This is a genomic window from Cohnella soli (genome assembly GCF_042655525.1).
GTDB classification, from domain to species: Bacteria; Bacillota; Bacilli; order Paenibacillales; family Paenibacillaceae; genus Cohnella; species Cohnella soli.
In genome coordinates this window covers 119,831-140,726 of record NZ_JBHSMI010000005.1, presented here as the reverse complement: position 1 = coordinate 140,726, position 20,896 = coordinate 119,831, and the positions used below count along the sequence as shown (strand labels likewise).

Genomic DNA, 20,896 nt, shown 5'->3' with positions numbered 1-20,896 from the left:
AATAGAGTAGGTATTACATAGAGCTGCAACGCTCCATGCCTAATCTAGAGAATTACGGGAGAATGGAATGGTACAACAAACACAACATGTTCGGTCGAGAAGCTTACGTCTCGTCGCACCTCTGCTTGCAGGGGCTATCGTCTTGTCGTCATCGTTCAGCGGCGGGTTCATCCCGCATTCTTATGCCGCGGTTGCGGTCACTTACAAGCTTGTGAAACAAACCGACGCCATCGTAACGTCCGGGGTCCGCGAATTGTCTTACAAATGGGTGCCGTCCGATTCGAAGCAGGCGACCGAAGCGGTTCATGTCCTGCAGATCGATTTGACTAATCCCTATGTGAAGCTGGACGCAATGGGTGGCCCGAAAGGCAGCGTCACGACGAAGCAATCCGTCGGCGCAATGGCTAAGGAAACTGGAGCGATCGCAGGCATTAACGGCGACGTGTTCCGGACGGGAATCGCAACGGAAGCCGTGCCGATGGGCGCGCAGATTACATCGGGCAAGCTGCTCGTCAGCACGGAGCAATTGACCGGCATGTACGCGTTCGGCGTAACAGCCGACGGCAAGCCGATGATCGACCAGTTTAAGTTTACCGGCACAGTGACTGCAGCTGACGGAGCGCAGTTCTCGTTGACGGGTATGAACAAGTCAGCGTACATGACGGAACCTAACAGCGCTTATAGCCACGTGGACGCGCTGTACATCTACACGAGTGCATGGACGGCGCCGGAGCGTCCGGTGAACAGCGCGACGAAGCCGACCGAAGCGCTTGTCGTCGACGGCATCGTGACGGAAGTGTCCATCGGCACGCCGATCAAGACGGCGATCCCGACGAACGGGTACATATTGCGTGGTCATGGCGACAAGACAGCGGCTGATTTTATCAAGACACACTTGACCGTTGGTCAGCCCGTACAGTCGGAATATTCTCTTCAATCAATGACGAATGGCACGACGTACGCGGAGAACGCGTTCCAGATGATGGTGAGCGGGCATACGCTGCTTGTTGACCAAGGCGCTGCTTCCGCTTTCACGCGGAACATTAACGGCGTCAGCGGAGGCGCGGATCGCGCTCGCACAGCTGTTGGGTATTCGAAGGACGGCGCGACGGCGTATCTCGTTACCGTCGAGGAGAACGGCGGACGCGATGGCGTTACGCTGAAAGAGCTTCAGCAAATTCTAGTCTCGCTCGGCGCCTGGAAGGCGATCAACCTGGACGGCGGCGGTTCGACGACGATGGTTTCCCGTCCGCTTGGCGAGTTCCAGGTGCAGTTGTCTCATCCGACGTCCTACGGTACGACGCAGCGGCTCGTGACGAACGGTATCGGCGTTTTCACGACAGCTCCCTCCGGGGAACTGAAAGGTATTACTGCGAGCGGTCCGAAGACGCTTTTCGTCGGCGGGCAAGCGAATTATTCGCTTAAAGCATACGACACGTACTACAATCCACTTGATCCGACTGGCCTTGCTGCCATCTGGAAGCTTGATAAGGCGATTGGAACGATCAGCGGAGGGACGTTAACGGCGACGAAGCCGGGCAATGCCACACTCAGCGTCACTTCCGGTCAGGCGACCGACAAGACGACAATTGAAGTGATCGGCGAAGCGCAAATCTCGCAGTTAACCGTCGAGCCAAGCTCCCGAGTGCTGCGTCCGGGCGCGGTCATCAGCGTTCCGGTTAAAGCGACTTTGACGGATGGCAGACAGTTATCGATCCCGGCTGCTTCGATCAAATGGGAATTCCGCGGCTTTACTGGTAAAGCGGATGGCGGCAAAATTACGGTAGATCAAGTGCAAAAGAACGCATCGGTCGGTTACGCGATCGCCAGATACGACGGCTACGGCACCGTTGCCGTCCTGGCAGCGGGTACGGAGAAGATGCTGGAAGATTTCGAGAAAGCGACGTACAACGTCGGATTCGCCGGTACTCCGGTGGAGACAGTAGGTACGACAACAATCTCGACGGGTATTCCCGGCCGCGAAAACTCTAAAGTGCTTGTGCTGGATTACGATTTCACGAACGGCAAAGGCAAGCGTTACGCCAACGCGGTGCTGAATGACGGCAAAGGCATCTCGATAGACGGCACGCCGAGCACGATGACGCTTGATATTCTGGGCGATCAAAGTTCGCATTGGCTTCGCGCGGAGTTCACCGATGCCAAGGGGAAAACGGTATACATTAATGTTGCCGATAAGATCGACTGGACCGGTTGGAAAAATGTACGCATAGATCTGGCGGCGGGCGGTTTAACAGGACCTTCGAAGCTGACGAAGCTGTACATCGTCAATCAGGAGCAGGACCAGGACGAAAGGGCGGTTACCGGCGAGCTGGCGTTCGATAATCTCGTCCTGCAGTATCCTCCGGCTCAGATTGCGGTGCCGAAGCCAACGATCGTTATGACTGTCGGGAAGAAGGAAGCGACAGTCGACGGCAAGAAAGCGGCGCTGCCGGCAGCGCCGTTTAACCAAGGCGGAACGAACTATGTGCCGCTTCAATACATCGCGACGAAGCTGGGCGCAACTTACCAATGGGACAACGCAGCGAAGAAAATTACCGTCCTCCGCGGCGACAGAATGCTCGAGCTATGGTCGGGCAGCAGCAAAGCGATTTTGAACGGCCAGCGCTTGACTGTAACGGGTTCGCCGATCCTTCAGAAGAACAATGTTTACGTGCCGATCCGCGTCATTACGGAGCAGCTCGGCATGAAAGTCGAATGGGATCAGAAGAAGAAAACTATTACAATTCATTAATTTTAACCCTAAATCTATTAAACCCGCTCTATGAGCTTCACGGATTTATGGTATGATGTTAAATAAGCAGCAAAAAGCCGAGCGCCCTAGTGATTACAGGGCGCTCGGTTGATGCGGGGGCACCGATTAAGGATAAGGGAGTCGTATTCATGGATTATCATGTAGATCAAGTAGACCGGGTAATCCAGAATGCGATATCCGTTATGGAAGACAGCAAAGTTCAAGTGTTCGAGATTTGCGAGGCAGCCCGCCGCGAACTGCACTCTTTAACCGTTGAACTGGAGACGGTACTTCGGGAAACGTCGGAAACGATCACGAAAGTAGACGGGCTGGAGCGGGACTATCGGCTTGCGCGGATTCGCCTGACCGAAGTCAGCAGAGACTTCGTCCGATATTCGGAGAAAGACATCAAGTCCGCCTACGAGAAAGCGACGCAGCTTCAACTTGATCTGATGGTGTACCGGGAAAAAGAAGGTTATCTCAAGACACGGCGGGACGATCTTCAGAAGCGCGTAAAGAGCGTGGAGACGTCGATCGAGCGGGCGGATACGATCAACTTGCAGATGAGCGTCGTTCTCGATTATTTGTCCGGCGACCTCACCCAAGTCACGCGTATTCTCGAGTCCGCGAAAAACCGCCAGATTATCGGGCTGAAAATCATCCTTGCCCAAGAAGACGAACGCAAGCGCATCGCCCGCGAGATTCACGACGGCCCGGCACAATCGCTCGCCAACCTCGTGCTTCGAACGGAGATCGCCGAGCGGCTCCTCGACACGAAAGATTTGGAAGTCGTTCGCAGCGAGCTCGTCGATCTCAAATCGCAAATCCGCATCGGCCTGGAAGAGATTCGCAAAATTATTTTCAACCTCCGTCCGATGGCGCTTGATGATCTCGGATTGGTGCCGACGCTTCGCAAGTTCGCGCAGGATTTCGAAGAGAAGACGAGAATCCGCACGGTGTTCGAGACGGCAGGTAAAGATAGGCGTCTGCCGAGCGCCATGGAAGCGGCTATGTTCCGGCTCGTTCAAGAAGGTTTTAATAACGCGCTTAAACACGCGCAATCTACATATGTATCGCTAGAATTGTTTTTCAAGGAAACGACTGTCGAAATGCATATCGAAGATAATGGTGTCGGCTTCATCGTAGACGCGATCGAGTCCCGGGCGAAATCCCATTCTCATTTCGGTCTAATTGGCATGAAGGAGAGAGTCGAGCTCTTGCAAGGCAAGTGGGAGATTCAATCCAAGCCGGGGCATGGCACGAAAATCATCATCGATATCCCTATCAAAGGAGAGCCAGGAAAGGAGTTTCTCGCACATGGAGAATAAAGTTGCAGTGCGCAAGATCAAAGTACTCCTGGCTGACGACCACCAGTTATTCCGCGAAGGTCTCAAGCGCATCCTGAATATGGAGAGCGACCTCGAGGTCATTGGGGAATGCGGAGACGGTATTCAGGTGTTGGAGCTTTGCAATTACGAGAAGCCGGACGTTGTCCTGCTTGACATCAACATGCCGACGGAGAACGGCGTGGTGGCGACCGAGCGACTACGCGATATTTTCCCGGAGATCAAAGTCATTATTCTTTCGATTCATGACGACGAAAGTTACGTGTTCGAGACTCTGCGCAAGGGCGCGTCAGGGTACTTGTTAAAGGACATGGAAGCTGAGGCTTTGGTTAACGCGATTCGCACGGTGGCCGAGGGGCATGCGTACATCCATCCCAAAGTGACGGGCAAGCTGATCAACCAGTTACGCCGCATGACGTATTTGGATGAGATCGGGGCGACTTCCGGCGCAGCGGCTAGCCGCGAGACGGTCACGAAGCTTATCCCGCGCGGCAACAATCCGCTGACTCGCCGCGAAGCCGAAGTGTTGCGCTTAATGGCGGAAGGCAAAAGTAACAAGACGATAGGGGAGAATTTATTTATTAGCGAGAAGACAGTCAAAAACCACGTGAGCAGCATCCTGCAGAAGATGGAAGTGGACGATCGCACGCAAGCGGTCATCAATTCCATCAAGTACGGATGGGTCACGTTGTAAATAAGAGCAGCGCCTCGGTCGGACATCGACTGTGGCGCTTTTTTTATAGTGGCGGCGTGCTCGGAACTCCCTTTTCTGTTTCGGCATATGATGTGGAACAGGTAGACGGATGACCGGGATGGTCGCCGTTCCTTAGGACGCATCTGAATACTCCGAGGGTAGCGGGTTTTCAGATACGCCTTAGCATCACTGACCTTCATGCCAGAGGAGGTGCCAGCCGTGTTCCCCGATTTATTATGGATTGTCGGATTGTATGCCGCTGCGATTTTAGCTGTGCATGGGCTTGTTCGGAGAAATGGCCGCATGGAACGACGGCATTACGTGCTCGTTGCCGGTAATCATCAGATGCATATCGAATGGTATATTCGTTCTATTAGGCAGTTTGCGCGAAGAAGCGGCATGGACATCGGGATTACAGTTGTGTTGGATCGTTCGAATGACGACACGGGCCGGATTACGGAATGTTATGCGCGTGGCAAGTCCGGAATCGATTGGGTTCACCGGTCCGATGGGGATGACATTGGCATCTCACGGTCGGGTGGCAGCAACGAGGGACGAGGGAAAGTCGTTTACGTTGATCTCGATCGCGAAGGCGATGTGACGCGGTTGCCAGGTCAAAGATAATCGTTTACAATGAGGCAAATGCAAATAAGTTTTGTTCGGAGTGAAGAACACTCCCGATTGCTGCGGATGCGGCGACGGGGGTGTTTTTTGTCGTTATATGGAGGTTTGGCGAATCGGGGGAAGTGAAGATTTTTTTGTCGTTAATGCATGATTGACGAAACGGGGGAAGTGAAAATGAAGGCTGTGCTCTACGCGTTGCGAAAAGGGGACTGCAGGGAGGCCAGAATTTCCGTTGCGTGGGAAGTGGACTGCGGGTACTGGGAGGGTAGCGGAGCGGAGATCGTGCGTGTGAAAGAGGAGCTTCCGCTGGGCATGGCCGTAGATCTAAGCGAGAAATTAAATGAGATGTGGGCGAGAGAGGGCAGTGGCGGGCGGATCGGGTCACTTAGCGACGCACCAATCGGGGAAAGTGTGAGACAGGGTGGTGTCAGGGAGCGTGAGAGAATGGGCCCGGGCAGCCATGCGAGCGGAGAGATGATATGGTTGGAAGAACTGAAGCGGGCATTGCTATCGTGCGTCGACATGGAGGGGGTGTCGGCGGGAGAAGAGCGGGATGGCGCTGAGAAAATTGAGATTGAAAAAGCGATCGGACAGGGCAGAAAGTCGGACTCCGAGGGCAAGATGGGCGTACTCGCCAAAGCGATAAGAATGGCTGCGCCGGCGTTGGCGGGCAGGTCCCTGCTGCGAGAAGAAGCAGAGCAGTTGCTCCCGCGGCTGCTGCCCGCGGGGCTCAAGGAAGCGCCCCTCGCCGCGCTCCAGCTCGCCTCGCTAATGGGGATCGTGCGGCTGGCGGCCGCCGTGTCCCCCGAACCTGCGCGCCCGCCGCTACGCGGGCTGCGCGCTTGGGCCGAGCGGCTGCGCAGCGCTCGGCTGCCAGGGCTTGGGGCGCCGGCTTCGCGGCGGCGCCCCGAATTGCGCTGCCGCCGCTGCGGTAGCGGCAGCGAAGCTTTGCGGCGCACACCGTGCGCCGCGTGCGGGAGGCAAGCCTGCGCGTATTGCGCGGCTTGCCTGACGATGGGGCGCAGCCGCGAGTGCGGGCTGCTCGTCATCGGCGCGCTAGCACAGCGGCCGGAGGCTGGCGCTGTTAGCGCCGCTAACTTTGCCGGCGCCCCCGAAGCTGTCTGCGTCCCAGGCAAGCGCAAATCCTATCCAATCGGCCGCGAGCACTTATCGAAGCGCTGGGGGCTAAGCGCCGCGCAAGCTGCTGCGGCGAACAAGGCGCTGACTTTCTTGCAAGAGCGGATCACCCAAAAGCCATCAACACTTAATCCGTCACGTCTCGGTACCCCTGTGTCAAACGACCGTGCATTCCTGCTGTGGGCTGTTACCGGCGCGGGCAAAACGGAAATGATTTTTCCGTTGCTCGACTTCGTGGTCTCCCAAGGAGGCCGCGCCCTTGTTGCCACGCCGCGCCGAGACGTTGTGCTTGAGCTTGCGCCGCGATTAGCGAAAGCCTTTCCGGATGTGCCTCCGATCGTCCTTTACGGGGGAAGCGAGATGAGGTGGGAGACGGGCGCTCTGACGCTTGCCACCACTCAACAGTTATTTCGTTTTCAGGAGGCGTTCGATCTTGTACTGATCGACGAGTTGGATGCTTTCCCATTCCACAACGATCCGATGCTTCACTATGCAGCGGAGAAGTGCAGACGGCCGTTCGGCGTCACCGTTTACTTGAGCGCAACTCCGCCAGCCCCGATGCAACGCGCTGTTGCGCGAGGCAAGCTCTCTTGCGCGCGTGTGCCTGTCCGCTTCCATGGGAATCCGCTTCCCGTACCCGGCAGAATCGCCATATCTCGTCTTTCCGAGCTGCTGAAGAAGCAACGTCTGCCTTCCAAGCTGTTTAAACCATTGCAGAGATCGGTACACAGAGGCGCACAAATCTTCATGTTCGTGCCGTATATCAAACAAGTGGAGCCTTTTGTAAGTCTGCTAAAGCATCATGCCGATCGGTTGGGCTTGTCCGCAGAGACGATTGCCGGCACCTCTTCTAAAGATGAAGAAAGAACGAATAAGGTGGCCGACTTCCGCTCCGGCGCACTCCGTCTGCTTGTAACGACTACGATACTGGAAAGAGGGGTTACAATTCCGCGAAGCGACGTCTATGTCATCGACTCGCACCATGCCATGTTTGACGGGGCATCGCTTGTCCAGATGGCTGGGAGGGCAGGTCGCTCGGCCGCTGACCCGGCAGGAGTCGTGCGATTTGCCGCCCCTTCATGGACGAACGCGCAGCAGGAAGCCGTTCGTCAGATTCGCGCTATGAACGCCCTGGCTGCCCGGGAGGGATTTCTAAATTCATAGTCACTTGACGATATTTGTTGATATTCGACAAACTTTCGCCCAATCTTTAGGAAATCTTAATCAAAAAGATAAAAACTTTTAACAATATGAAAACGTTTAATAGGGGGAAGTCGACTATAATGGGAATATTAGGGCAGCTATTTTCGCCGCGAAACGTAATTTGTCCAATATGCGGGGGCAGTCATTCTGCGAGGAAAGATCGGCCGATCCCGCTGCTTCATCCGGCACCAAGAGCCATCGTCGCATCGCTGTGTCCGCCGTGCAGCGCAAACATTCCGTGGATCCCTTTTCCGGCTTGTCGGATATGCGGGAGGGCGGAGCGTTGCGGAGATTGTGCGAGAAGGATGAACAGGCACTTCAAGTCAAGCCGGTGCGCGGTTCGTTACGATGCCCGGATGAAAGAATGGCTCGCCCTCTACAAGTATAGAGGTAACGAGGGGCTTGAGAACGCATTTGCCGCGATGCTCGCTTTCGCGTATGAGAGACTAGTCGAGACAGCCGGAATAACGTTGCCTAGCCTAACAGCTGTGCCTCTAGCTCCAGAGAGGCAGCGGGATCGGGGATTTAACCAGGCTGAGAGGCTGGCCCGCAAGCTTGCGGAATGGTACGGGCTAAGCTACAGCCCCGTATTGCGCAGACTGCGCCACACCGAGAAACAAAGTCTCAAAACTCGCAGCAGCCGCATCATCGATATGAGAGGGAATTTCGCCGCCGATGCCGGAGCTTTATTTTCCGATAATGAATCACCTATACGATTATTGATAGTGGACGACGTCTATACGACAGGCAGTACGCTTGACGAATGCGCTCGGGTGCTGAAGGAGTCGGGACAGGGGAGAGGCGGCCTCGACCTCTTTGGGCTCATGTGGGCACGTTCGTAACAACGACGGACAACATAAGGAGGCGCCATGCAACGAAGGGCCAAGTTAACGGAAATCGATTTCGTACGCGGAATCGCCATATTGGGCGTGCTAATGGTTCATTCGACGTCCGAAGCGACGATAGACATGAAAACATCAGGATTATACGGCATCTACAATTTCTTGAACATTTTTTCGAAGATCGGTACGACGTCGTTTATTCTGCTTAGCAGCTTTGTGCTGTTCTACAATTATTACCCGCAGCCCTTTACTTTCGCGCAGTTGAAGAAATTTTACCGCAATCGGCTCCTATACATCATCGTGCCTTATTTGGTGTTCTCGACGCTCTATTTCCTGCACCGGTGGAGGCTCAACAAGCATGAATGGTCTTTGCCCGACATGTGGCCGAGCTTCTGGCATAAGGTATTGACGGGGCAGGCATATACGCATTTATACTTTGTTTTTATCAGTATCCAGCTTTATTTGCTGTTTCCGATCCTGCTCTATTTGTTCAAAAGATTTAAGTGGCTGGCTGCGTCGGCGATTATCGTCGGGGTCGTCGTTCAGTGGGCATTTTTCCTGTTAAACAGGGAGTATTGGCAGGTCGACAATCGAGGGAGCTGGTCTCTCAGCTATTTCGGTCAATATTTTCTCGGCGCGTGGCTTGGCATCTACTTCGATCGGATTCGGTCCTGGCTCGTCATCGCGAAAGAATCGGCTACGGTTGGCAAGGTGATCTCGTGGTGCGTGTTGTGGGCGGTATGGCTAAGCGCGGGCTTAGGTTATGTATGGCTATTCTATCAAAGCCGGGTGCACCGCACGATGTTCAGCAACGCGTTGTACGACGGACTGTGGGATGCGTACACGATGCTGACACCGATTGTGCTCATTCAAGTTGCCTTCCTGTTGCGGGACAAAATGAAATCGTCGCTTTGGGTCGCGGCGCTGCGCCAACTCGGGATCGTATCGTTCGGCGTATACTTGCTCCACCCGTTCGTTCTGTTCTACTATCGCCAGCATCCGTTGCACGGAGGCCCGGGGTACATGCAGCATCTCTGGTACGCGGGCGGATTCGTGTGCGCACTACTTGTGTCCTGGTTGGTTGTGTACGTGCTGAGCAGATTGACGAACCTGTCGTGGATTCTATTCGGAAGCGTTCCAGCCCAGCTTGAAGCAGAGAGGGCGAAACGGAAGAGAGAAGCGGGGAATTCGGTTACGCCAGGGACGGTCTCGGGTTGAGTGGTTGCGAGTCGAACAAATAGTTGGCGAATCTTTTCTTTTTCGAGTACAATACGGGAAGGTACGCCGATTGATGTCGAAAATGGGGAGACGATTGTGTGGATATAACCTACTGTCCAAAATGCGGGAAGTTGTTCTCCAAGAGTTTCCGCGATGTTTGCAACAACTGCTACGCTCAATTGGAGAAAGATTACGAGAGATGCGTTGAACATCTTCGCCAGAACAAAGGCTTGGATATTCAGCAACTGTCGGAAGATATGGATGTCAGTATCAAACAAATTACCAAATGGATCCGGGAAGGCCGGATTTCCCTTGTAAATGCGCCGAACATGTCTTACCCTTGCGAATCGTGCGGCATCTTGATCCGGGAAAGCCACTTGTGCGAATCGTGCAAGAAGCGGTTGCAGCGCGATGTCAGGAATGCAACTTCTAGCGGACAGCAGCATTATAATCCGGACGGAACGAAGCACGAGGGTGCCTATCGGATCGGCGATCGGTTGAATGAACGCAAATAATCGCACGGCATCTAAATAATTTATAGCAAGCGACCGATAATAGTTTTATACAATTATCGGTTTTTTTATTTGAGGTGGATACGATGAAGATTAATGATACTCAGCGCATAGGCGCTTATCGCAATTACATGCAACAGACCGAAGCGCGTTCGAACCAGGCGGCTGGCAAGCGCCGGAAGGACGAGGTTCAATTTTCCGCTGAGGCGATGGAGCTTCTGGGCGCTAACCGCGCCGAAGAGCCGGATCGCTCGCAGCGCATCGAGAAGTTGAAGCATGAAGTCCGCACGGGGACGTACGAAGTCGAATCGGGTAAACTTGCGGAGAAATTGCTGCCGTTCGTTCGCGAATAGTTTGTCGACATCAATTTGAGAGCAGAAGGTGCAAGCATGGCGATTCGAAATCTGATCGAAGTGCTGGAGACGCTGCTCATGCAGCACGAGCAGATGATCGCGCTCAGCGAGCAGAAGAAACAGGCGTTGATCGTGAACAACGTAGAACTATTGAACGAGATGGTGAACAAGGAAGCACGGCTTCTGAAGCTAATCGTGGAGATGGAGAGTAAGCGAGTTCAAGCCGTCAACGGTTTCCTGGCGGAACAGGGTTTAAAACCTGCTTCCTCCACGAGGGTCGCGGACATTGTGCGGATGGTGACGGTGGCCGAGGACAAGCTGGCACTATCGAACATTGCCGACCGATTGAGCGCAACGGTAGAGAAGCTGAGAGCGCTCAATGATCTCAACGTGAAGCTGACTCAGCAATCGATCGAGTTCAACGACTTCTCGCTCGATTTGCTCGCGGGCGGTTATGACGATCAGGATTATGTGTATAAGCGGCCGAGCGATCAAACTTATCCCGGACATAACTTGAAAATTTTCGACTCGAAAGCATAGATCAGCCCAACCACAGAAGAAATGAGTGATGGACAATGAGGTCGACGTTCCATTCAATAGAGACAGCCAAGCGCAGTCTGATGACCCAACAAACGGCGCTTCAAACAACTGGCCATAACGTTGCCAATGCCAATACGGCGGGCTACTCTCGGCAAGTTGTGAACATGGTTGCTTCCAAGCCGATGGAAGTAATGGGAATGAATCGCTCAGTCACACCCGGACAACTGGGAACCGGTGTAGAGTTCAACTCAATCAAGCGTATTCGCGAAAACTTCCTCGATGCGCAGTATCGCAACGAGAGTCAGAACAACGGGAACTGGTCCATTCAAGTCGACACGCTTCAGAAACTCGAAACGATCGTAAACGAACCGTCTGATTCTGGTCTTCGCTCCGTGTTAGATAAGTTTTGGAACTCCTGGCATGATCTTAGCGAGAATCCGGAAAGTATTACGGCAAGGAAGCTTGTACGCGAAACTGCGAAATCGTTAACGGATGCGTTTAACCAAACAGCAAAACAACTGGACGATTTGGGCGCTGATTTGACCGAAAACATCGGAGTCAAAGTCGATCAGATGAACACGGCTCTTCAGACAATCGCAAGCTTGAACGACCAAATCCGGCGCACGGAAGGCTTCGGCGATAATGCCAACGACCTAAGAGATCAACGCGATTTACTGGTCGATGAGTTATCGAAGATTGCAAATATATCGGCCAGGGAAAGCCTTGACGGCAGTTACCAAGTGATGATGGGGTCGCAAGTGCTGGTCGAGAATGGCAGCTACACACCGATGACGGTGGACGGTATTGTCGGAAGCTTTAACGGAGATTTGACCGGCGGAGAAGTGTACGGCATGATCAAGTCCCGCGATCAATTCGTCGTCGACTACAAAGATCAACTGAATACTTTGATTAATGGAATCGTAAACGGAGAAGTTACCGTGACGATTCCTAAGGGATCGATTTTACCAGCGGGAACTGTACTGAATGGAGTCAGCTATTCCGGCGCGCTTGCTAACGATTTGACGGTTACCGTGCAAGGTTTGAATGGCCTTCATCAGCTTGGCTATACGAACAAAGTTCCATTGCAGGCAGGTGGTCCATTTTTCACAAGCAAAGACGGCGGCCCGCTGACTGCGAACAATATCCAAATCAGTGCGGATATTGATGCTGATGCGAACAATATTGCCTCTTCCATGCGAACTTATATGGATGGCACGACTGAAAAGTCGGTTATCGGCAACAAAGATCTAGCCATGCTGATTGCCCAGTTCAACGATACGAAGATCAATTTTGCCTCAGTCAGCACAAGTCCAAGCACAAGCGTAGGAACCGCGAACGATTTCTTCCGCTCTCTCGTCGGACAATTGGGCATTCAAACGCAAGAGGCTCAGCGGCAAGCCGACAATTCGAAGATCGTCGTCGATCAGGTTGATTCCCGGCGACAATCCGTCAGCGGTGTTTCGCTTGATGAAGAGATGTCGAATTTAATTAAATTCCAACATGCATACAATGCGGCAGCCCGCTTTATGACATCGATCGATGAGACGCTCGACAAGATTATTAATGGGATGGGCACCGTTGGCAGATAATCTGTAAATTGTTAAAGATGAGAGCGAGGTTATGACATATGTTCGGTCGTGTTACACAAGGGACGATAACTTCTCAGCTTCTGCGTAATATTAACTCCAACCTCAAGCAATCGCAAAGCTTGCAAGAGAAATTATCGACTGGTCGGGAAATTAACCGTCCGTCCGATAATCCTGTAGGCATTACGTATGGGCTTCGCTATCGCAGCGATCTTTCTGTCAACGAACGCTTTCAGACAAACGTTGATTCGGCCAGCTCCTACTTGGATTTTAACGATACTCTCATGACGCAAACGAACGATATTTTGAAGAGGGTCAAGGAGCTTGCCATTCAAGGCTCGAATGGAACGAATCCGCAAGTTGCCTTGGACAATGTTGCCGGCGAGATCAAGCAATTGAGAGCTCAGCTCGTCGATGTCGCCAACAGCCAATTCAAGGGGAAGTACGTTTTTAACGGCCAATTCACGGATACGATTCCATATGATCCTTCCGTCGACCCTAAGACGGTCCTAACAGACCCTGGAGAAATCGAATACATGATTAGTTCGGGCGTCAAGCTTTCCGTTAATTTGAACGGCAATGATGTGTTCGGATATCCGCCTGCCTCCAGCGGGGTAACGTCTCCCAAGTATGAGGACGACAACGCCTTTAACGTTCTGGATAACATCATCGCAAATTTGGGCACGGGTAACATAGCGGGCGTGTCGGGGCAGCTTGGATTGCTGGATTCGAGAATGGACAAGATTCTTACCCAGCAAGCGGAAGTAGGGGCGCGTACCAATCGACTCGAATTAATGCAGGATCGTTTGAAGGATCTCAATCTAAACCTGCAAACGCTGCAATCGAAGACGGAGGACGCGGATATCGAGGACTTGATTATTCGTTCCAAAGTGAACGAAAGCGTCTATCAGGCATCACTTTCAGTCGGGTCGAAAGTCATTCAACCTACTTTGGTTGATTTTCTGAGATAATATTGCTTAACGGAGGTGTAGACCGATATGATACCGCTGCCGCAACTATCCATATCTTCAGAGCGCGGTCAGATCGGGATCCGTACCGAGCCGGGTCGATATGAAATTCAGAGCCGTCCCGCCGAACTGCAAGTTGAGTCTACTCCAGGTTACTTTACGGCGAATAATCGTTCAGGTACGTTGGTCATCGATAGTACAGATACGAATAATGCGCTCACGGGCGGTAAGCCGGAAGCGTTCTGGGAGCGGATGTATTCCCAATATCGGCAGATCGGGCAGCAAAATATCGAACGAATCGTAGCCAAGGGCAACCGTATGGGCGACCTGACTACACCGGGGAATCCGATTGCGGAGATGGCGCTGGACGATTATATCGAGGGTGCTCCCGACCTTCAAGTGTTCGGATTTGCTTCGCCGATGAATACGCATTTCGAATATACGCCGAATGAACTAAACTTGCAGTACGTTCCCGGGCAAGTGAACATGAACGTTGAGAGGCAACAGCTGGAAGTGAATTATATACGTGGTTCGATACAAGTATATATGGAGCAATATCCGAGTGTTACGGTTGTTCCTCCACGTATCGATCTGACCGTGTAACAATGAAACGAGAGCTGCATGCGTTGCTGTCAACGCTTGCGGCTTGTCTTATTTCTGTGGATTGTCTGACTTCTCGCAGGCGAAGGTTATATTTGCAGGAGGTTATATGATGAGAATTGAAACAACGAGGTTCGGGCACATTGAGGTTAAAGAAGAGACGGTTTTTGTTTTTGCTGAGGGCATTCCGGGCTTCGAACAGGAGCGGGAGTTCTGCGTCGTACAGTTCGAAGAGCATCTACCTTTTAAATATTTGCAATCGTTGCACGCACCAGAAGTTTCGTTCATCATCGTGAATCCGTTCGAGTTTGTGACGAGTTATGAATTTGACTTGAGCGAAGTGGATATGGAGGTTCTGCAAGTAAAGGCAACGCAAATCGAGACGGCGAAGGACTTGCTCATCTATACGATTGTGAATATGAATGATGAGCTAAGCGAGGCGACGATTAATCTGGCGGCTCCGGTGTTGTTGAATAGCGCTTCGAAGCAAGGCCGGCAAATCGTATTGATGCAAGGTAATTATGCGACCAAGCATCGGCTATTCGAGCCGGCTCCGACAGAATAGGGGGGGATGGGCATGTTGGTGCTGGCCCGAAAGAAGGGACAATCGATCATCGTGCAGCCGGGGATCGAGATTACGGTTCTGGACATGGAAGGCGACACGGTCAAGATCGGGGTGTCGGCGCCCCGTGAGGTGCAGGTCATGCGCAAGGAACTGCTTGTGTCGGTTCAGGAAGAAAACCGTCAATCTGTCGGCAAGCCGCTTGATGTCGGCGGGCTGTCCGAGCAATTGAAAAAAATGAAAAAAAGTTTGAAGTAGCTATTAAAAACGTGTCAAAGCGTGTCGATATAATAAGTAACCGAAGAAGGGCGCTTGTCCTACATACGGTGTCCACAAGGAAGTGGAACAACAACATTCAGGGAGGAATTTTACAATGCGTATTAACCACAACATTACGGCAATGAACACGCACCGCAACATGACTTTGAACACTGCAGCAGCAGGCAAGGATATGGAGAAGCTGTCTTCCGGTCTTCGTATCAACCGTGCGGCTGACGATGCTGCTGGCTTGGCAGTATCCGAGAAAATGCGTGGACAAATCCGTGGTCTGCAACAAGCGCAACGCAACGTTCAAGACGGTATCTCTTTTGTGCAAACGGCTGAAGGCGCAATGAACGAAGTTAGCGCAATGCTGACGCGTATGAAGGAATTGAACGTTCAGAAGGAAACTGGCACGTACAACACGAGTGACAAAGCTAACATTGATCTCGAGTTGAATCAACTGGGTAGCCAGATCGATCTGATCATGAAGGATACGACGTTTAACGGTATCCACATTAACAACACGACGGGCGTATCGATCCAATCTGACGATTCTGCACAGAAGATCCAAATTGGCTCCATCACGACGACTAGCTTCGTGAGTTTGACTAGCGCATCTTCGTTGGGTAAAATCGAGACTGCGATCCAAGCTGTTTCCACGGAGCGCGCTAAGCTGGGTGCTACGCAGAACCGTCTGGAGTACACGTCGAACAACCTCGGTACGACGGTTGAGAACTTGTCGGCTGCTGAATCCCGTATTCGCGACACCGACATGGCGAGCCAGATGGTCGCTCTCACGAAGAACAACATCTTGCTACAAGCTTCGCAAGCGATGCTTGCACAAGCGAACTCGCAACCACAAGGCGTTCTGTCCTTGCTGCGTTAAGTTACTTCCAGATAAAGAGGCCTTGGATTGTATCCAGGGCTTCTTTTTCATAGAGCACAGATTGGTTTCTAACAAATGAATCGGGAAGAGCCGATAAAGATAATAACGAATTCAGAGCGTGAGGTGAGACAGGAGATGAATATTTCATCGGTTAGTACCACGACAGGCTACGGATATGATCAGACGACAGCAAGCAGCTTGTCGGCCAAGGAAGTTGTTCCGGTAGCCAATAGTGGCATGAGTAGGCCGGACAATTCGCGTAGCCCTGAGACCCCCGAGGAACGGCAAAATAAGTTAGGTGCAGAAGTGAAGGAGCTACTGCAGTCTATCCAAGGATCAGACACGCAAGTAGAACGCAGTGTTCATAAAGAAACGAAGCAAATTATCTACAAGGTTACGAATAAAGTGACAGGTGAATTGATTCGTGAAATTCCCGAGAGAAAGTTGCTTGATATGGCGGCCAAGCTAATGAAGCTGAGCGGACTTATTGTAGACGAGAAAGTATAAAGAAAGGAGGCAAGGCAGATGACAGTCAGAATTACAGGCATGGCGTCGGGGATGGACGTCGACAAGATGGTTCAGGAATTGATGAAGGCTAGACGAATGAAATACGACAATATGGTGAAAGACCGGACGAAGGTAGAATGGCAACAGGAAGACTATCGTTCACTGACTGCGAAGATCGTTGATTTCCGCAATAACAAGCTGTCAAACTACAGCTTGTCCGGGGCGATTAATGCGCAGACAACGAAAGTGACCGGAGATACGAACGCACTTACGGTGACGGCAACCTCGTCATCAGCGACAGGTTCGTTGAACGTAGAAGTGATAGACGTAGCGAAGGCAGATACATTTGTCTACGGTTTTAAGCAGGGCACTAGCGAGTTTAGTAACGGTACTACGATTTCGATTAATGGGCAATCGATTGCACTAGGCACCGGCGATAATATGAAAACACTTGCGGATAAGATTAACGCCGATCCTGTCAAATATAAGGCGACAGCCACTTATAACAATGGAACGTTGTCTATTAAAGCGACAACGACTGGCGCTGGGAAACTGACCGTTACAGGGTTCGATACGACGGATACAGAGGATCCTCCGGGCAGTGGTACGATTCGCGCAGCAACGGTTAGCGCCGACGTTACAACGTACAAGGGCTCGGATGCCACGATCAAAGTAGACGGCGTTGAGTTCAAGCAAAGCAATAACGATTTCACCGTCAACGGCGTCAGCTTCCGTGTGAACGCCAAGACGACAACGGCGGCGACGTTGACATCGACCAAGGACAACGATAAGATCGTAAATACGATTAAATCTTTCGTTGCGGATTACAATGCACTCATTGATGCGATTAACCCGAAGCTTGTCGAGAAGAAAAATTACAAATTCAGCCCGCTCACTGACGACCAGAAGAAAGAGATGAAGGACAAGGAAATCGAGCAGTGGGAAGAGAAGGCAAGAAGTGGTTCGTTAGCTCACGACAATACGCTCGGTAAACTCGTCGCGGATCTACGTTTGGCTGCGACATCGCTGATTGAGGGGGTAGCGGACCCGACTCCGGCAGACCCGAATAAGAAGCTTTCGATTGGCATTACATCCGGAAGCTACACGGAGAAGGGCAAGCTGTATTTGGACGAGGATAAGCTTCGTGCCGTACTGAATTCAGATCCGAACAAAGTTGTACAGTTGTTTACCGCGCCGGGCACGGTCGATGCTGGAGGGAAATTAGACACATCGGCGAGCAACAAAGCAGTTGGCGTATTCACAAGAATGAGCAGTTCGGCAATGGAGACGTTAAAGGGGCTTTCGTCGAAGGCGGGTACGTCGATGTACAGCACGGATACGAAGACTGCCTTCCTTGAAAACTCGTTGCTCAGTACGCAAGTTAGATTAATGAAGAAACGTGAAGACTTGGAGCTAGATAAGCTTAGTTCGCTTGAGAATCATTATTACAAAATATTTGCCTCCATGGAGACGTCAATCAACAGATTTAATACACAGTCATCATCATTGTTCAGCATGGGTAAATAAGGGGTATGTAAATAAAGGAGCGATTCGTTTTGTTGAACTCACCTTATCAAGCATATAAACAATCTTCTGTTCAGACAGCTAATGGCGGGCAGCTTATCATCATGCTGTATGAAGGAGCGATCCGGTTCACACGCATGGGGATAGAGGGTATTCGTGGTAAGGATATCGAGTCAGCAAATTTGAATTTCTCGAAGGCGCAAGGGGTTGTTAACGAACTGATTGCTTCGCTGAATAAGGACTATGAGATTGCGCAGCATCTTATTCGTATTTATGAGTATTTGTTGCACTTGCTCATTCAGGCGAATATTCAGAAGAATCCGGCAAAGGCACAAGAGGCGATTGGTCATTTGACAGAACTGCTAGAGGCGTGGAAGCAAGCGGTGAAAGCCGTTCCAAGCACAACGCCTCAATCAGGAGTTCGATGATGAACGCTACTCTCAGGCAGCTTCACGATGTGACTGTTGAGTTGACGGGGCGGATCGGTCATGCCGATCACGATGAATTGGTCAATCTGGTCGAGCTAAGGGAGTCGGTGTTGCTTGATGTGCAGCAGCGCCGCCCGCTACCGGACGCCGAAGAAAATTTGTTGCGTGCAATTGCCGAGCATGATCCTGTAATCGTCGCTCGAATGGAAGCATTACGCGAGGAAGCGGCTGATGAACTGCAGAAGATTGCAGTGACTCGGCTTCAGCAGCAGAAGTATCAGCAATCGTTCAATGCGGAGAGCTTCTTCTTCGATGAGAAGAAGTGAAAAGTATTAGTCGATTATATCATTAAGCCGCCAGACAGTAGTCTAGCGGCTTTATTCATATGTGAGTACATCATGTCATCTGTTATTCATAGATAAGTCGGACACGTTCATACTCGGGGGCGATGGCTAGTAAAGCTTGACGAACTGCTCGTCTAGTTTCAATGTCATTCGTTGCTGTCATGTAAGCAATATACAAGCTAGTCTCCGTAGGGAATCTATCGATCGCTTGTTCCCAGAGGGCTACGGCATCATCGGTATATCCTTGTTTATGTTGATTGAATGCCAATGTGGCATAGTTACTCACATTCAGCGTCTCGTTGTCCAATAGATGCTGGCAGTATTGCGTGGCGGTTGAAAGTTCATGTTTGGTGAAGAAGAAGCCGACCAGAGCATTCACGGTGCGGGCAGAATCGTAATGACCCAATAGAAGTTCGTAGGCATCCCACTGGCGAAGCATGTACAACTCCTTAAGAAGTGTTATGGCTAGCTGTTCCTTCTCTTCAGGTGGGCTGATCTGCGGCTCAGCAGTGAGCGTGCGGATGAGTTCGTACAAGTCTGTATACGAATACAGCCGAGGTAGCCAATCTTGTCTGTTCCAACACAGAATACCGGTCGCCACTAGCGTGGCTGCCACGTTATCGAGCTCGTCTTCTGGTATCAGCGTTAACACTTGTTCCACGATCTCTGGACGTTTCATCAGCAAGCCGTAACGTAATCGATCTCCTGTCGAGTATGCGCTACCCCACAGCGTTCGCTCGCAATAATACGCTGCTAATTCGTACTGGTACAGAGATAACGAAATCTTGCCGACCATCGCCTGGTTATACTCATCGGAGTCCGCTTGGAACTGTCTGTTCAAGAAGCGAATGATGTTGGCTGGTTTATCGAGCAAGGCGAGAAGTTCTATTAATTTGGCGAATGCCTGGACGTCGCGTGGGTTAGCTTGTACTAGCTTTAATACACACGGCACTGCTTCAGCATAGCGTTGCTCCCTTTCGTATATCGTGGCCAACTGCCAAAGCGATCTCTGAAACACGAATTCCGTACTATAAAGCGCGACAGTCAAGCCTTGTGTTGCCCTTTCTTCTGCCAATGCATTGGCTTGCTCGAACGTTTCTTTGGCCTTATCCCAGAATCCGAGCTGTTGCAGGATGACAGCATAGATGCACTGCACATCAGGGTAATCACGATAACGGCGTAGCGATTGCTGATACACTTCATATGCCTCAATGAAGCGATTCAAGGACACATACAGCTCGATCGTCGACACGACATTATGCCGATACCATTCCGCGTTTTCGTTACCTTCCCTTAGTCCGCGGAGTAGATGAGGGAGTGCTTCCTCTTTTCGTCCCATCATGAGAAGCTGCCGACCGAGCATACATTCGTCGTAAGGCGAGAATTGCTTTTCTTCTTGCATCGTGTGGAAAATGTTTAAGTTTCTCTCGTGCTTATTCTTGGCGATCACGGTTGCTTCGGTATACCCGGAATGCATAATGCGCACCGGAAGATAGCTGAGACTTGAATTGCCACGGACCGGGGCAGGCTGCTCGTGAATCGGCCTTACATAACGAATACCGAAGCCGTTGGCGAAGGCACGTAAAATGGGATCCTCAGTAGACGGTTTATTCCCATCCGCGACGTTGACGACGGTAAGTGCGTAAATGGTATTTGCCTGCGGTGTTGTGGCTTCCAGTTGCTGTTTCAAGATCGTTAAATTGGTTTCATCCATATACTCATCTGCATCGAGGACAACGATAAATTTACCGGTTGCATATTTGAGCGCTTCATTCCGCGCAGCGGAGAAGTCATTAATCCACTTAAAATCGTACACTTTATCGGTATACTTCAACGCAATGCTTTTCGTCGCATCGGTTGAACCGGTATCAACGATAATGATCTCCTCTATGTGCTCGGATATACTACGTAGGCAGCGCTCGAGCACGGCTTCTTCATCTTTCACAATCATGCATACACTGATTAGTGGTGTGCTCATGTACAGCCTCCAGTCGACAAATCTGATAGAT

The 20,896-nt window shown here is 51.5% G+C and carries 21 protein-coding genes; 20 read left to right on the top strand and 1 reads right to left on the bottom strand.

The window, feature by feature from the left end:
- Positions 1-67 precede the first annotated feature (67 nt).
- From ACFPOF_RS03370 to fliT, 20 genes are all read left to right on the top strand, one after another.
- On the top strand, positions 68-2,752 hold the full coding sequence (locus ACFPOF_RS03370; protein WP_378129628.1) for a stalk domain-containing protein: 2,685 nt from the start codon (positions 68-70) through the stop codon (positions 2,750-2,752).
- Positions 2,753-2,901: 149 nt separating this feature from the next.
- A complete protein-coding gene (locus ACFPOF_RS03365; RefSeq protein WP_378129626.1) occupies positions 2,902-4,080 on the top strand; it encodes a sensor histidine kinase in 1,179 nt (392 codons plus the stop codon).
- Positions 4,070-4,792 (top strand): response regulator, encoded by a 723-nt coding sequence (locus tag ACFPOF_RS03360; protein WP_378129624.1) that lies wholly within the window; start codon positions 4,070-4,072, stop codon positions 4,790-4,792. The genes ACFPOF_RS03365 and ACFPOF_RS03360 overlap by 11 nt, the downstream gene beginning before the upstream one ends.
- A 219-nt stretch (positions 4,793-5,011) precedes the next feature.
- A complete protein-coding gene (locus ACFPOF_RS03355) occupies positions 5,012-5,416 on the top strand; it encodes a hypothetical protein (protein WP_378129622.1) in 405 nt (134 codons plus the stop codon).
- A 174-nt stretch (positions 5,417-5,590) separates the two neighbouring features.
- The gene (locus ACFPOF_RS03350; RefSeq protein ID WP_378129620.1) at positions 5,591-7,717 is read left to right on the top strand and encodes a helicase-related protein; all 2,127 of its coding nucleotides are present in this window, start codon (positions 5,591-5,593) and stop codon (positions 7,715-7,717) included.
- Between the two features lie 344 nt (positions 7,718-8,061).
- Positions 8,062-8,598 (top strand): ComF family protein, encoded by a 537-nt coding sequence (locus ACFPOF_RS03345; protein ID WP_378129618.1) that lies wholly within the window; start codon positions 8,062-8,064, stop codon positions 8,596-8,598.
- Positions 8,599-8,625: 27 nt separating this feature from the next.
- Positions 8,626-9,816 (top strand): acyltransferase, encoded by a 1,191-nt coding sequence (locus ACFPOF_RS03340; protein ID WP_378129616.1) that lies wholly within the window; start codon positions 8,626-8,628, stop codon positions 9,814-9,816.
- Between the two features lie 98 nt (positions 9,817-9,914).
- Complete coding sequence (locus ACFPOF_RS03335) at positions 9,915-10,331, top strand: flagellar protein (RefSeq protein ID WP_378129614.1); 417 nt, start codon at positions 9,915-9,917, stop codon at positions 10,329-10,331.
- An 83-nt stretch (positions 10,332-10,414) separates the two neighbouring features.
- The gene (gene flgM, locus ACFPOF_RS03330) at positions 10,415-10,681 is read left to right on the top strand and encodes a flagellar biosynthesis anti-sigma factor FlgM (protein ID WP_378129612.1); all 267 of its coding nucleotides are present in this window, start codon (positions 10,415-10,417) and stop codon (positions 10,679-10,681) included.
- 36 nt (positions 10,682-10,717) lie between these two features.
- The gene (locus ACFPOF_RS03325) at positions 10,718-11,221 is read left to right on the top strand and encodes a flagellar protein FlgN (RefSeq protein WP_378129610.1); all 504 of its coding nucleotides are present in this window, start codon (positions 10,718-10,720) and stop codon (positions 11,219-11,221) included.
- Between the two features lie 35 nt (positions 11,222-11,256).
- Positions 11,257-12,810: a flagellar hook-associated protein FlgK gene (flgK, locus tag ACFPOF_RS03320; RefSeq protein ID WP_378129608.1), complete on the top strand. Its 1,554-nt coding sequence runs from the start codon at positions 11,257-11,259 to the stop codon at positions 12,808-12,810.
- Between the two features lie 38 nt (positions 12,811-12,848).
- A complete protein-coding gene (gene flgL / locus ACFPOF_RS03315; RefSeq protein ID WP_378129606.1) occupies positions 12,849-13,778 on the top strand; it encodes a flagellar hook-associated protein FlgL in 930 nt (309 codons plus the stop codon).
- A 27-nt stretch (positions 13,779-13,805) separates the two neighbouring features.
- Entirely contained in the window at positions 13,806-14,378 is a 573-nt protein-coding gene (locus tag ACFPOF_RS03310) for a DUF6470 family protein (protein WP_378129604.1), read from the top strand.
- A gap of 109 nt (positions 14,379-14,487) precedes the next feature.
- Complete coding sequence (gene fliW, locus ACFPOF_RS03305) at positions 14,488-14,940, top strand: flagellar assembly protein FliW (RefSeq protein WP_378129602.1); 453 nt, start codon at positions 14,488-14,490, stop codon at positions 14,938-14,940.
- Between the two features lie 12 nt (positions 14,941-14,952).
- Positions 14,953-15,195, top strand: coding sequence for a carbon storage regulator (locus ACFPOF_RS03300; RefSeq protein WP_378129600.1), 243 nt, complete (start codon positions 14,953-14,955; stop codon positions 15,193-15,195).
- Positions 15,196-15,310: 115 nt separating this feature from the next.
- Positions 15,311-16,084 carry a flagellin N-terminal helical domain-containing protein gene (locus ACFPOF_RS03295; RefSeq protein WP_378129598.1) on the top strand — a complete coding sequence of 258 codons (774 nt, stop codon included), beginning with the start codon at positions 15,311-15,313 and terminating at the stop codon, positions 16,082-16,084.
- Between the two features lie 135 nt (positions 16,085-16,219).
- On the top strand, positions 16,220-16,591 hold the full coding sequence (locus tag ACFPOF_RS03290) for a flagellar protein FlaG (RefSeq protein ID WP_378129596.1): 372 nt from the start codon (positions 16,220-16,222) through the stop codon (positions 16,589-16,591).
- An 18-nt stretch (positions 16,592-16,609) separates the two neighbouring features.
- The gene (fliD, locus tag ACFPOF_RS03285) at positions 16,610-18,118 is read left to right on the top strand and encodes a flagellar filament capping protein FliD (RefSeq protein WP_378129594.1); all 1,509 of its coding nucleotides are present in this window, start codon (positions 16,610-16,612) and stop codon (positions 18,116-18,118) included.
- A gap of 32 nt (positions 18,119-18,150) precedes the next feature.
- Complete coding sequence (gene fliS, locus ACFPOF_RS03280) at positions 18,151-18,543, top strand: flagellar export chaperone FliS (protein WP_378129592.1); 393 nt, start codon at positions 18,151-18,153, stop codon at positions 18,541-18,543.
- A complete protein-coding gene (gene fliT, locus ACFPOF_RS03275; RefSeq protein ID WP_378129590.1) occupies positions 18,540-18,869 on the top strand; it encodes a flagellar protein FliT in 330 nt (109 codons plus the stop codon). The genes fliS and fliT overlap by 4 nt, the downstream gene beginning before the upstream one ends.
- Positions 18,870-18,951: 82 nt before the next feature.
- Here fliT and ACFPOF_RS03270 read toward each other — a convergent pair whose 3' ends face one another.
- Entirely contained in the window at positions 18,952-20,865 is a 1,914-nt protein-coding gene (locus ACFPOF_RS03270) for a glycosyltransferase (protein WP_378129588.1), read from the bottom strand.
- Positions 20,866-20,896: the final 31 nt, after the last annotated feature.

Excerpts from the sequence above, each read along its gene's own strand:
- ACFPOF_RS03370 (WP_378129628.1), top strand. The coding sequence starts at position 68 with ATGGTACAACAAACACAACATGTTCGGTCGAGAAGCTTACGTCTCGTC.
- ACFPOF_RS03365 (WP_378129626.1), top strand. The coding sequence starts at position 2,902 with ATGGATTATCATGTAGATCAAGTAGACCGGGTAATCCAGAATGCGATA.
- ACFPOF_RS03360 (WP_378129624.1), top strand. The coding sequence starts at position 4,070 with ATGGAGAATAAAGTTGCAGTGCGCAAGATCAAAGTACTCCTGGCTGAC.
- ACFPOF_RS03350 (WP_378129620.1), top strand. The coding sequence starts at position 5,591 with ATGAAGGCTGTGCTCTACGCGTTGCGAAAAGGGGACTGCAGGGAGGCC.
- ACFPOF_RS03345 (WP_378129618.1), top strand. The coding sequence starts at position 8,062 with ATGAACAGGCACTTCAAGTCAAGCCGGTGCGCGGTTCGTTACGATGCC.
- ACFPOF_RS03340 (WP_378129616.1), top strand. The coding sequence starts at position 8,626 with ATGCAACGAAGGGCCAAGTTAACGGAAATCGATTTCGTACGCGGAATC.
- flgM (WP_378129612.1), top strand. The coding sequence starts at position 10,415 with ATGAAGATTAATGATACTCAGCGCATAGGCGCTTATCGCAATTACATG.
- ACFPOF_RS03325 (WP_378129610.1), top strand. The coding sequence starts at position 10,718 with ATGGCGATTCGAAATCTGATCGAAGTGCTGGAGACGCTGCTCATGCAG.
- flgK (WP_378129608.1), top strand. The coding sequence starts at position 11,257 with ATGAGGTCGACGTTCCATTCAATAGAGACAGCCAAGCGCAGTCTGATG.
- flgL (WP_378129606.1), top strand. The coding sequence starts at position 12,849 with ATGTTCGGTCGTGTTACACAAGGGACGATAACTTCTCAGCTTCTGCGT.
- ACFPOF_RS03310 (WP_378129604.1), top strand. The coding sequence starts at position 13,806 with ATGATACCGCTGCCGCAACTATCCATATCTTCAGAGCGCGGTCAGATC.
- fliW (WP_378129602.1), top strand. The coding sequence starts at position 14,488 with ATGAGAATTGAAACAACGAGGTTCGGGCACATTGAGGTTAAAGAAGAG.
- ACFPOF_RS03300 (WP_378129600.1), top strand. The coding sequence starts at position 14,953 with ATGTTGGTGCTGGCCCGAAAGAAGGGACAATCGATCATCGTGCAGCCG.
- ACFPOF_RS03295 (WP_378129598.1), top strand. The coding sequence starts at position 15,311 with ATGCGTATTAACCACAACATTACGGCAATGAACACGCACCGCAACATG.
- ACFPOF_RS03290 (WP_378129596.1), top strand. The coding sequence starts at position 16,220 with ATGAATATTTCATCGGTTAGTACCACGACAGGCTACGGATATGATCAG.
- fliD (WP_378129594.1), top strand. The coding sequence starts at position 16,610 with ATGACAGTCAGAATTACAGGCATGGCGTCGGGGATGGACGTCGACAAG.
- fliT (WP_378129590.1), top strand. The coding sequence starts at position 18,540 with ATGATGAACGCTACTCTCAGGCAGCTTCACGATGTGACTGTTGAGTTG.
- ACFPOF_RS03270 (WP_378129588.1), bottom strand. The coding sequence starts at position 20,865 with ATGAGCACACCACTAATCAGTGTATGCATGATTGTGAAAGATGAAGAA.